The sequence below is a fragment of the Lentzea kristufekii genome, assembly GCF_033949925.1.
In the GTDB taxonomy this organism is placed as follows: domain Bacteria; phylum Actinomycetota; class Actinomycetes; order Mycobacteriales; family Pseudonocardiaceae; genus Lentzea; species Lentzea kristufekii.
In genome coordinates, this window is the sequence record NZ_JAXAVV010000018.1 from 180,168 (window position 1) to 191,810 (window position 11,643).

Annotated in this window: 11 protein-coding genes; 7 read left to right on the forward strand and 4 right to left on the reverse strand. The window is 69.0% G+C overall.

The window, feature by feature from the left end:
• Positions 1 to 135: 135 nt before the first annotated feature.
• Positions 136 to 1,341, forward strand: coding sequence for a glycoside hydrolase family 88 protein (locus SK571_RS32005; RefSeq protein ID WP_319987822.1), 1,206 nt, complete (start codon positions 136 to 138; stop codon positions 1,339 to 1,341).
• 57 nt (positions 1,342 to 1,398) lie between these two features.
• Here the strand turns inward: SK571_RS32005 and SK571_RS32010 are convergent, their stop codons facing one another.
• Entirely contained in the window at positions 1,399 to 1,956 is a 558-nt protein-coding gene (locus tag SK571_RS32010; RefSeq protein ID WP_319987823.1) for a hypothetical protein, read from the reverse strand.
• A 25-nt stretch (positions 1,957 to 1,981) separates the two neighbouring features.
• Between SK571_RS32010 and SK571_RS32015 the strand changes: the two genes are divergently transcribed.
• The 5 genes from SK571_RS32015 to SK571_RS32035 all read left to right on the forward strand — a co-directional run bounded on the left by SK571_RS32015 (position 1,982) and on the right by SK571_RS32035 (position 6,748).
• Positions 1,982 to 2,647 carry a response regulator transcription factor gene (locus tag SK571_RS32015; protein ID WP_319987824.1) on the forward strand — a complete coding sequence of 222 codons (666 nt, stop codon included), beginning with the start codon at positions 1,982 to 1,984 and terminating at the stop codon, positions 2,645 to 2,647.
• On the forward strand, positions 2,644 to 3,924 hold the full coding sequence (locus SK571_RS32020; protein WP_319987825.1) for a HAMP domain-containing sensor histidine kinase: 1,281 nt from the start codon (positions 2,644 to 2,646) through the stop codon (positions 3,922 to 3,924). Before SK571_RS32015 ends, SK571_RS32020 begins: the two co-directional genes overlap by 4 nt.
• A gap of 585 nt (positions 3,925 to 4,509) precedes the next feature.
• Positions 4,510 to 5,130, forward strand: coding sequence for a DUF4360 domain-containing protein (locus tag SK571_RS32025; protein ID WP_319987826.1), 621 nt, complete (start codon positions 4,510 to 4,512; stop codon positions 5,128 to 5,130).
• Between the two features lie 201 nt (positions 5,131 to 5,331).
• Positions 5,332 to 5,847: an ATP-binding protein gene (locus SK571_RS32030; protein WP_319987827.1), complete on the forward strand. Its 516-nt coding sequence runs from the start codon at positions 5,332 to 5,334 to the stop codon at positions 5,845 to 5,847.
• 274 nt (positions 5,848 to 6,121) lie between these two features.
• The gene (locus tag SK571_RS32035; protein WP_319987828.1) at positions 6,122 to 6,748 is read left to right on the forward strand and encodes a DUF4360 domain-containing protein; all 627 of its coding nucleotides are present in this window, start codon (positions 6,122 to 6,124) and stop codon (positions 6,746 to 6,748) included.
• 92 nt (positions 6,749 to 6,840) lie between these two features.
• Here SK571_RS32035 and SK571_RS32040 read toward each other — a convergent pair whose 3' ends face one another.
• From SK571_RS32040 to SK571_RS32050, 3 genes are all read right to left on the reverse strand, one after another.
• Positions 6,841 to 7,668 (reverse strand): extensin family protein, encoded by an 828-nt coding sequence (locus SK571_RS32040; RefSeq protein WP_319987829.1) that lies wholly within the window; start codon positions 7,666 to 7,668, stop codon positions 6,841 to 6,843.
• Positions 7,669 to 7,863: 195 nt separating this feature from the next.
• Positions 7,864 to 8,766: an SRPBCC family protein gene (locus SK571_RS32045; protein WP_319987830.1), complete on the reverse strand. Its 903-nt coding sequence runs from the start codon at positions 8,764 to 8,766 to the stop codon at positions 7,864 to 7,866.
• Positions 8,763 to 10,055 carry an NAD(P)/FAD-dependent oxidoreductase gene (locus tag SK571_RS32050; RefSeq protein ID WP_319987831.1) on the reverse strand — a complete coding sequence of 431 codons (1,293 nt, stop codon included), beginning with the start codon at positions 10,053 to 10,055 and terminating at the stop codon, positions 8,763 to 8,765. Before SK571_RS32050 ends, SK571_RS32045 begins: the two co-directional genes overlap by 4 nt.
• A 78-nt stretch (positions 10,056 to 10,133) precedes the next feature.
• On the opposite strand from SK571_RS32050, the gene SK571_RS32055 reads away from it, so the two are divergent.
• Positions 10,134 to 11,606: an FAD-dependent oxidoreductase gene (locus tag SK571_RS32055; RefSeq protein WP_319987832.1), complete on the forward strand. Its 1,473-nt coding sequence runs from the start codon at positions 10,134 to 10,136 to the stop codon at positions 11,604 to 11,606.
• The last annotated feature ends 37 nt before the right edge of the window (positions 11,607 to 11,643 follow it).

Consider the following 11,643-nt stretch of genomic DNA (forward strand, 5'->3'; position numbering starts at 1 on the left):
CCAACAGCACCCTTTACGCTGTTCAGCAGCACTGGACAAGACAAGGGAATCAATTTTTGACGCACCTTTACACGCCTTGATCCGATCTGGCAGTGTGGCGCCGGGCGCAAGACGAGAAAGGGACTGGACGGTCTCGTGAATCTGTCTCGACGCACCCTTCTGGCGTCCGCAGCGGCCACTCCCCTGCTCACCGGAGCAGGCGTGGCCATCGGTGCGGGAGAAGCCGCTGCTTCGCCCGCCACCCTCCGTGCGGCCCTCGACTACGGCAACACAAAGCTGAAGGCGGTCGCACCCGGCATCACCTCGTTCCCGGAGATCACCAGGGCCGAGAGGTGGACCTACGTCGCCGACGGCGGCTGGATCGGCGGCTTCTGGCCGGGAACGCTGTGGCTCGCGCACCTCGACAGCGGCGACGCCCAGTTCCGCGCGCTCGCCGAGGCCGCCAACGACCGGCTGGCACCGCGGCGCCTCGAACCGCGTGACCACGACCTGGGGTTCCTCTTCTACCCCTCCTGGGTCACCGCGTACCGCCTCACCGGCGACACCAGGTGGCGTGACGGCGCCATCGACGCCGCGAACACGCTGATCCAGCGCTGGAACGCCACCGGCAGGTTCATCCGCGCCTGGGGCAGGCTCGGCACGCCGGGCAACGCGGGCCGCGTCATCATCGACACGATGATGAACCTGGACCTGCTCGCGTTCGCCACCGAGCAGACCGGGGACCGCAGGTTCCTGGACATCGCGATCGCCCACGCCAGAACCACTCAGACGCACTTCCTGCGCCCGGACGGCTCGACGCCGCACGTGTTCGACTTCGACCCGGACACCGGCGCGGCCATCGGCCCGAACACCGTGCAGGGCTACAGCCCGGCGTCGTGCTGGGCGCGCGGCCAGGCGTGGGGCATCTACGGCTTCACGACCATGTACCGGCGCACGGGCCTGCGCGAGTTCCGTGACACCGCACGCAAGATGTCCGACTACGCGCTGTCGGTGCTCACCCCGGACAGCGTGCCGGTGTGGGACTACCGCTCACCGCTGGGCGTCAACGACATCAAGGACTCGTCGGCGGGCGCGATCATGGCGTGCGGCCTGCTCGACCTGGCCAAGGCCACGGGCACGACCCGTTACCGCGACCGGGCGCTGAGGATCCTCGACGGCCTGGTCTCCACGTGCCTGACGACCAGGTCGGCGCGTGCCGAGGCGATCCTGGCGCGCGGCACCCGCAACCGCCCTGCCGAGGACGGTGTGGAGGTCTCGCTGCCGTACGGCGACTACTACCTGTACGAGGCGATCCTGCGGGTGCTCAAGCCCACGCAGATCGCCAAGGCCATCGGCCTGTAGTTCTCTCGGCGTCTGCAAGTACCGCCAACCGCGAGTCGGCGGTACTTGCAGACGCCGTCACTGCTCGATCACCTTCGCCGTCGGCCCGTCGTCCCAGGTGGCTTCCAGCCTGGACAACCGGCCGGCGGCGTTGCGGAAGTTCACCACCAGCGGCCCGCCGGGCTGTTCCACGGACACCGAGTACCCGTCCGCGGGTGTGGCCGACAGCGCCTGCACCCCCTGCGGGCGGTAGCGCACGACCACGTCACCGCCGCGCAGGTGGAACGCGTGGACGTAGGAGCCGTCCGCCTGCCATTCCCCCTGCGGAGATTGAGCCGAGGTGGGACGCGCATCCGTACTACTGGGAGGAGCCGGAACAGATGACGTGGTGACGACAGGAGGCCTGGTGGACGAAGGCGTGACAGGTGGCGGGGTGCCCGCGGAGGCACCGGGTTCGGGCACCGGGACGGTCAGTGAGGTGATGGTCGGCATCGGCAGCACGGCCGAACCCGTCGTGAAGCCCACGGCGGCGACCGGCGCGGGTTCCATCGCCCACCGGATGCCGAACCACGACAGGCCGACGGCGACCGCGGTCACCACCGCCCAGGCGACCAGGTATCCGACGGACCGTCTCACTGCGGCAATCCTCCTGTAGCGGCTCATGGCATCAGTGCTGCTGGTCGAAGACGACCCGGTGGTGCGGGCGGCGATCACTCGCGCTCTCACCGGCCAGGGCCACATCGTGCACGGTGTCGCGCTCGCGATCGAGGCTTTGCGCGAAGTCACCGCGAACGACTACGACGTCGTGGTGCTCGACCTCGGGCTCCCCGACCTCGACGGCGGTGACGCGCTGCGGATGATCCGGGGCGTCACGAACACGCCGGTGGTCATCGCGACCGCCCGCGACGACGAGGCCGGCATCGTCCGGCTGCTCAACGCGGGAGCGGACGACTACCTCGTCAAACCGTTCTCCAGCGAGCACCTCGAAGCCCGCCTGCAGGCGGTGCTCCGGCGTGCGCGCGACAACAGGCAGCTCGTGATCGGCGGCCTGGAGATCGACGTGAACCTCCGCAGGGCCACAGTGGACGGCCAGGAGCTCTCCTTGACGCACAAGGAGTTCGAGCTGCTCTCCTACCTCGCGGCACGGCAGGGGGAGGTGGTGCCGCGGGCGGAGATCCTCGCCAGCCTCTGGCCGTCCCACCGCGACGACCAGACGCTCGACGTCCACCTGTCCTGGTTGCGCCGCAAGCTCGGTGAGCGGGCCGCGCAGCCTCGTTATCTGCACACGGTGCGAGGGGTCGGCGTGCGCATGGTCGCCCCGCAGTGAGGCGGTCACTGGTGCTGGTCGCTCTCGCGGCGACCAGCATGGTGGCGCTGGCGTTCCTCATCCCGCTGGCGATCGTCGTGAAGAACTCCGCCTACACCCGTGCTCTGAGCGAGGCCGAGAAGCAGGCCGGCGCGATGACGCAGACGTTGCTGATCACCCGCAACCCGCAGGAGATCCGCAAGGTGATCAGGAGCACCCGGTACGGCGGTCAGCAGCGGCTGGCCGTGCACCTCAGCGTCCCGGCCGGCACCTACGGCTACTCGCACATCACCGCGGCGGACCTGCAGGAGGCCCAGAAGCGCGCGACGGCGTCCACGGTCGAGAGGCCGGACGGCGTGGCCTACCTGCAACCGCTGGTCACCAGCGAGAGCGGGATAGCGATCGTCGAGGCCTTCGTGCCGCACGAGCAACTGACCCACGGCGTGATCGGCACCTGGTGGGTGCTGGCGGGCGTCGCGGTCGGCCTGGTCGCCGGTTCGGTGCTCGTGGCCGACCGCCTGGGCGCGCGGGCCGTCAAAGCCACCAGGGCGCTGGCCGAAGGCGCGCGCCGGATGGGCCAGGGCGACCTCACGGCGCGTGTCCCGGTGAAGGGGCCGCCGGAGTTCCAGGAGGTGGGCAAGGCCTTCAACGCCATGGCCGAACGCGTCCGGCACCTGCTCGCCGCCGAACGCGAGGTGGTCGCCGACCTCTCTCACCGGCTCAGAACGCCTCTCACGGCCCTTCTCCTGGACGCGGACACGCTCGGACATGGCCCTGGGGCGGACCGCGTCCGGGAGGCCGTCCAGGGCCTCGAGAGGGAGGTCGACGAGATCATCAAGATCGCCCGCTCCGGCCTGCAGCCCGATGACAGCGGCGCCGACGCGGCGGAGGTGGTGCGCGACCGGCTGGTGTTCTGGTCCGCGCTCGCCGACGACCAGGAACGGCCCTGGACCGTCCGCGGCGCCGACCGCCCCGCTCCCGTGCCGCTCTCCCGCGCCGATCTCGCGGCGGCGCTGGACGCGTTGCTGGGCAACGTCTTCCGCTACACACCGGAGGGCACGCGGTTCGCCGTGACGCTGGTGCACCAGGCCGATCTGGTGGCGCTGGTGGTCGAGGACGCGGGTCCGGGCATCGCGGACTCCCGGCAGGCGGTGCGGCGCGGTGCCAGCGGCGGTGGTTCCACCGGGCTGGGGCTCGACATCGCCCGCCGTGCCGCGGAGAGCACGGGAGGTTCCCTCCACGTCGACCGCGGTCCGTTGGGCGGTGCACGCGTGCAATTGAGGCTCCGGAGGCTTTAGGCGGTGTCTGACAAGTTCGTTCGGCGAGAGGCGCGGGCGAGCGATCCGCGGACGGTGTCGCCGCCACGGCCTCATACCGGGCGTATTCGGGCGTTGCGGCGGCGCCGTCCGCGGATCCCTCGGCCGCCACTATCGCCCGACGGACTTGTCAGACACCGCCCAGGACCCCTCGCGGGGCCGAAAGACGAACACCGCCGGCGGTGCGGACCGTGGGACGGGTCCAGCACCGCCGGCGGGCACCGGCCGGCTGCGCGGCACCGCTGCCGCACCACCAGGTCCCGAGCAGGAGGGAGGAACCCGATGAGCAGTGCGCACTTGCCTTCCCACACCGGTGTAACGAGGTGGATCAGCCGGGGCTCTCGGCGCCAGGTGTGGGGACCGGCGTATTCAGTCGGTCTGGGGTCGATCGTTTTCTGCGATCTGACATGAAGTTAGCCGACCGCTGATCGTCCCCAATCCCCCGTTCAGACGATTAATCCGTTTTAAATATATTTAAGTTCGCCCGGTCGGTCGTCCACGACTTAAGTCCATTTAAGATAGCGTCACCCGCACGCCGCCATCCCCGCACAATGCGAAAGGCAACTCATGCTCAGTGCGATGGCAGCCGCGGGTTTGGCACTCTCCCTCCTCGTCGCCCCCGAGACGCCGGCGGCCGATGAGGTTCCGCCCGGCAGAATCACGGTCGACGTCGTCACGGTGAACGGTTCCGGCTGTCCCGCCGGAACGGCCGCGGTAGCGGTCTCGGACGACAACACGGCATTCACGGTGACTTACAGCGACTACACCGCGCAGGCCGGTTCCGGATCGACGCCGACGCAGTTCCGCAAGAACTGCCAGCTGAACCTGCGCGTGCACTACCCGCAGGGCTTCACGTTCGGGATCGCGAAAGCCGACTACCGCGGGTTCGCGCACTTACCCAGAGGCGCACGCGGCACGCAGCGCGCCAGCTACTACTTCTCCGGCTCGTCGTCCACGGGAACGAGCACGCACGACATCGCGGCACCGACGAGCGACAACTGGCAGTTCACCGACACCACCGACGTCGCGGAGATCGTGTTCGCTCCCTGCGGCGTGGTGCGGCACCTGAACGTGAACACCGAGGTGCGGGCTTTCACGAACTCGGCGAACCAGCCGGCGTTCGTGTCCATGGATTCCACGGACGGCAGCGTCAAGACCCGTTACCAGTTCGCCTGGAAGCGATGCTGACCCAAAATGATCACGGAGAGGGCCTGGGGCTATACTCACAGTGAGCAACAGGCCCTCTTCTCGTGACCCGCACGTGACTTTTGACGGGTGAGTCAACCGGGCCATTGCTTCCCGCGTATACCCATGTAGATTCCCGCTCACCGTGACGGCCATTCGGGTGACTGTCGCGGACTCGCGCGCCGCACGCGAAACGGAGGCAGCATGCAGGCGAACGCCCAGACAACCGCCCAGGTCGACGACCTGACACTCATCGCGCTGCCCACCGCGGTGAACTGCGCGGATCTGTTCGTGCGTTTCACCCTGGGTGAGTGGCGCCTGCGCAACATGACCGCGGAGTGCTCGGCCGTCGCCTGCGCGCTGGTCGAAGCCGCCATCGAGTCAGCCGATCCGAAGACCTCGCGGCTGATCACGCTGCGACTGCGACTGAGCGGCGACTACCTCGTCGTCGAGCTGGAGGCAGCCAGGTTCATCATGCCGCCCACCTCTCCGGACCTGCGCACCGGCGAGCTGCAGCTCGGCAACGGCACCAAGCTGATCTGGTGCGAGCTGGCCCTGCCGACGGGCGTGAACGCCAACGCGGTGCCGCTGCCCCGGCGCGAGAAGCGCCGCTCCCCCGCCGCCGAGGCGCTGGGCGACGAGCCGGACGTCGATCCCGAGCTCATCCAGCGCATCCTGTTCGGCCTCGGTGGCTCGATGGGCAACGGCCACCAGCGCTAGACCCCGGTTCTCCCAAAGGCGCATCCAGCCGCGGATGCGCCTTTGTCGTGTGCGCGCTCTCACGGGGTGGACGCTTCACCAATGTACTTCGCAACCCAGAAATAACTGCTTCCCGCCAATCCTGGGCGCCAGATAACGCAGCTCGGCCAAAACAATTCTTGGTGCTCTCGCCCGCAATGTTGGGCTGCTTGGCGGACGGTTCGTCAACAACCTTTCCGATACGGTCTCGTACCACGCCGCCCGAACTGTCCTGCACATTCGGAAAGGTGTCGCAATGATCAGCATGCTGGCCGCAGCCGGCCTGGCGCTGTCCACCATCGTCATTCCCCCGGTCGCCGACCCGCCCCCGACGGGTCAGATCACCATCGACGTCGTCACGGTCAACGGCTCCGGCTGTCGTGCCGGTACGGCCGCCGTCGCCGTCTCCCCCGACAACAAGGCGTTCACGGTCACCTACAGCGACTACCTGGCGCAGGTGGGTCCCGAGTCGCGGCCGACCGATTTCCGCAAGAACTGCCAGCTGAACCTCAAGGTGAACGTTCCCGGCGGATTCACCTTCGGCATCGCACAGGCCGATTACAGAGGATTCGCACACCTCGAAAGAGGAGCGAAGGGCACGCAGAAGGCGAGCTACTACTTCCAGGGCATGTCGGACAACGACCAGCGATCCAAGACCTGGAACGGCGCGCTGAGCGACAGCTGGCAGGTCACCCACAAGACCGACGTCGCCTCGATCGTCTACCACCCGTGCGGCGCCAAGCGGAACTTCAACATCAACACCGAGCTGCGGGTGGACAAGGGCACGTCCGACCCGAAGAAGACCAGCTTCATGGCGATGGACTCGACGGACGGCTCGATCGAGACCATCTACCACTTCGCCTGGAAGAAGTGTCCCAAGTAGACCGTCAGGTCAGCTGAACCGCGCCCTCGCACGGCAAGGCCGGAGCCCAGGAGGCATGGGCTCCGGCCTTGCCGGTTCTGCTGCCGACTCGATCAGATGTTCTGGTTCGCGAACCCCTTGGTGGCGATCTTCGACAGCATTCCCTGCCACACCGAGCTGCTGGTGTGCGGGTCTCCGGTCACGCCGAGCGCCGACTTGAGACCGTTGAACGCGCTCGTCGTGGCAGGGCCCCAGATGCCGTCGATCGCGAGGCCGGAGCCGCGGAAGTTGTTGCACACGGCCTGGACGAACTTGGTGTCGGACTCGGAGTCCTTGACCGCGCGGACCGGCATGCCACCGAAGTCGGCGTGGATGTGGTCCTCGTGGGAGGCGTTGTACCAGCCGTCGAGCACGTAGCGGAACCGGCGGCGGCACACGGCCTCCGTCGCGAGGTAGCGCTTGCGGATCGAGGCGGTGCCCGACGCGTGGTGCCTGTCGAGCGGCGAGATGGTGTTGCCGCCGGACCATCGGACGTGGTCGAGGTCCATCGCGGTGCCGGCGCCGTGCTGGCCCGCCTTGTCGACGTAGAAGCCCGCCGAGACGATGTAGCTGATCGAGCCGTAGCTCGACGAGAGCGAGCGCAGGTCGCGGATCCACGCGACGAGCGCGTTGTAGAACGCGTCGGTGGCCTGCCAGTTGCGCGCGGTCGTGTTGCCGCGGTTGGAACGCCAGTAGTAGACGGGAGTGCCGTCGATCTTCTGGAACGTCATCATCGCCAGCGCGCCGACCTCGGCGGCCTCGATCTCCGCGGGCGTGTGCTGGTCGTTGGGCATGGGCGCGGCGCTGGCCAGCCCCGGCGCGATGGTGGACAGGCCGGCGAGACCGGCGACCGCCGCCGCGCCCGTGACGAAGCCGCGTCTGGTGACGTTGTTCTCGAACACCCCAGTACTCCCTCTGCGTCCAAGCCGGCGGCGGCAGGAGGAAGGGCCTGTCTCACCCACCGGCTCGACGGAGTCTAGGGATCACATCCGAACGACGGAATCGTGTCTGACCTGCGTTTTTCCTTTGCCTTTACCGGTGGGAGCGGGCGCATGCCGGACTCGCGCCCGCTCGCGCGGTCCGGCCACCGGGGCCTGTCAGCGAACCGGCCCGAGCACGCGGATCAGGTTCTTCTCGGTGTCGTTGCCCAGCTTCTCCAGCGCGAGCTTCGCCACGGGCGCCCCGAACTTCGCGAGCCCGTTGAACTCGACGTGCGCGTGGTAGGCGATCCGGGCGGTGCCCGGCGCGTCCCCCGGCGTGATCGAGATGTCGTCGGTCGAGGTCGCGGTGTCGTTGCGCCCCACGAACTGCAGGCCGCCCGGGTCGTCGCGGGTCAGCTCGTAGACGAGCTCGGTCTTGCGGCCGAGGAACGACGACACGTTGCGCCAGCGCGAGCCCACCTCGACGGGGCCGTCGTCCAGGCGCGTGCACGACACGGTGCCCGGGTCCCACTGCTCGGCACGGGAGAAGTCGCGCAGGTACTCGACGACGCCCTCGGGCGTGGACGCGACGGTGAAGGTGCGTTCGACGTCCACACCGGACACGTTCGGCGAGTTGAACGCCTGCGGCGCGAGGTTCAGCCGGTACTGGTCGACCAGCTCGGCCTGGCTCTCCGCGCGGCGTGCCAGCCGCTCCAGCCGTGTGTCGTCGAAGCTGTTCAGCTTCCGCAGCGTCCGCCAGAGCGCGACCTTGCCCTCGATGCTGACGCGCAGCGTCTCCAGTTCGAGCACGTCGCTGAGCGGTGAACGGCCGAGCACCCTGCCGTTGAGCTTGAGCCTGCCGGCCTTCTCGACGAGCCAGCCGATCGCCTCCTTGTGCGGACGCGACTCGACACCGGCCTGACGCATGAAGTCGAGCAGTTCCTTGCGGTCGGCCTCGACGTCGTCCGCGAGAACCCTCAGTTCTGGGTGCGTCCGGCTGATGCGACGGGCGAGCTCGGTGCCTGCCATCGCCCCGGTCAGGTGGTCGTTGAGGTAGATGCTCAGCAGCTCCGTGTTCACGCTTTCCGGTTACCCGCTGCCAAACCTTCCCGGCGCTCGATCGCCCGCACCGGCTCCAGGATGATCGGCTGCGCGCGACGACCGGTCAGCAGGTTCCACCCCCACTGCGCGAGCACCGCGACCCGGTTGCGCCAGCCGACCAGGAACGCGATGTGCACGACCAACCACGCCGCCTTGCCGATCAGGCCCTTGAGCCGCAGCTTCTTGATGTCCGCCACGGCGTCACCGGGCGAGATCGTGGCCATCGTGCCGAGGTCGAGGTACTTGAACGGCTTGGCCCTGCGGCCGTTCAGCCGTGCCTTGATCACGCGGGCGACGTGGTGGCCCTCCTGGATCGCGGGCTCGGCGATGCCGGGCAGGTCGTTCAGGTTCACCATGTCGCCGATGGCGAAGACGTCGTCGGTGACCGAGCAGTCGACGGGGTTCACCAGGATCCTGCCCTTGCGGTCGACCTCGGCGCCGGTCGCCCCGGCGAGCTCGCGCGCCAGCGGCGAGGCCTGCACACCGGCCGCCCAGATGATCGTGCGCGCCTCGACCCGGTCGCCGTCCTTGGTCGTCAGGCCTTCCGCGTCGATGGACTCGACCATGGCGTTCGTCATCACCGTGACGCCGAGCCGTTCGAGCTTCACCCGCGCGTGCTCGCGCAGGGGCGCGGAGAACGGCGGCAGCACGTGCGGCACGGCGTCCATCAACGTGATGCGGATGTCGCGCGGGTCGATCTCCCGGAACTGTCCCTTCAACGCACGGCGCGCCAGGTCGGCGAGCTGCCCGGCGAGCTCGACGCCGGTCGGCCCCGCCCCCACGACCGCGAACGACAGCCACTGCTTCGGGTCCTCGGCGGCCACCGCGGTTTCGAACGCCCGCAGCAGCTTCGAGCGCAGGCCGACGGCCTGTTCGAGGGTCTTCATCGGCGGCGCGGCCTCGGCCCACTCGTCGTGGCCGAAGTAGCTGTCACGGGAGCCGGCCGCGACGACCAGGGTGTCGTACTCGACCTGGCGCGACCTCCCGTCCGGCAGGTCGACGTGCACCCGCTTGGCGGCGGTGTCGAAGCCGGTCACCTCGCCCAGCAGGACGTGCGCGTTGCGTTGCTTGCGCAGGATCGCCCGGAACGCCGGCGCGATGTCGCCCGCGGGCAGCAACGCCGTCGCCACCTGGTACAGCAGCGGCTGGAACAGGTGGTGGTTCGTGCGGTCGATCAACGTGACCTCGGCGTCCGCGCGCTTCAGGCCGCGCACCACGCCCAGTCCGCCGAGCCCACCTCCGACAACGACAACCCTGTGCTTGCTCATGGGAGTCGCATACCCACTGAGGCAGGGAGGTATCCAGCGGCCCCGCATACCCGACCGGAACGCGGGTATCCGCCCGCCATGACCACCACCGCTGACCAGTCGCTCTGGCTCGCCGCCCTCCCAGCGAAGTCACGTCCGCCGCTGACCGGACAGCACACCTTCGACGTGGCCGTGGTCGGCGGCGGCATCACCGGCCTGACCACCGCGTTGCTGCTCAAACGCCGCGGCCTGCGCGTCGTCGTGCTCGAAGCCGAGCGCGTGGCCTCGGGCGTGTCCGGCAACAACACCGCCAAGGTCACCGCGCTGCAGTCCACTGTGTACTCGCAGATCCGGCAGACCCACGGCCTGGCCGCCGCCACCGACTACGCCGCCGCGTCCGTGGCGGCCGTGGCCCAGGTCGCCGACCTGGCGAAGGGGATCGACTGCGACCTGCGCCGCTCCCCCGCCGTCACCTACGCCTACAGCGAGTCCGAGGTGCGCGACGTCGACAACGAGCTGATCGCGGCTCGTCAGGCCGGTCTCCCGGTGCGCGACGCCAAGAACGTCGACCTGCCGTTCGAGGTGCACGCGGCGGTCTGGCTCGACGACCAGATCGCCCTGCACCCGGTGAAGTACCTGCAGGGCCTGGCCGACGCGATCGACGGCGACGGCAGCCGGGTGTGCGAGCACAGCAGGGTCGTCGACGTGAGCGGGCACCGCGTGTCGACCGACGACGGTCACGTCACCGCCGACAAGATCGTGATCGCGACGCACTACCCGACCCTGGACCGGGGACTGTACTTCGCCCGCCTCGAACTCACCCGCGCCTACTGCATCGCGGCCCGCGTCAACGCACCGACGCAGGCGCTCGCCATCAGCACGGGCAGCCCGTCCTGGTCGATCTCGGCGCACCAGGACAAGCTGATCATCGCCGGGCAGAGCCACCAGACGGGCAAGCCCGCGGTGGAGCCGTTCCGCCGGCTGGAGGACTTCGCGCGCAGGCACTGGCAGGTCGAGGAGATCACCCACCGCTGGTCGGCGCAGGACCCGACGGCCTACGACCACCTGCCGATGATCGGCAGCTACACGCCGGGCAACAGCACGCTGTTCACCGCCACCGGGTACATGAAGTGGGGCCTGACCAGCGGCACGTTCGCCGCGACGCTGCTCGCGGACCTGGTGACGGGCAAGCCGAACGACCTGGCCGAGCGGTTCAGCCCGCACCGGCTGTCGCTGAAGTCGTTGCCGACGCTGGTGAAGAAGAACGCCGAGGTCGCGGTGGAGATGGTCGGCGACCGGATCATGCCCGCCGACGCCACCTCCAGCGAGAACCTGCCGCGCGGCCAGGCCCACGTCATCCGCGACGGCCTGGGCAAGACCGGCGTCTACCGCGACGAGGACGGTGAGCTGCACGGCGTGTCGATGCGCTGCACGCACCTCGGCTGCCTCGTCCGGTTCAACGCCGCCGAGCGCAGCTGGGACTGCCCGTGTCACGGTTCGCGGTTCGACGTCGACGGCGCGGTGCTGGAGGGACCGGCGACCCAGCCCCTCCCCCGCAAGGAACCTCGCTAGTGGTGGGGGGGGGGGGGCCCCCCCCCCCCCCCCCCCC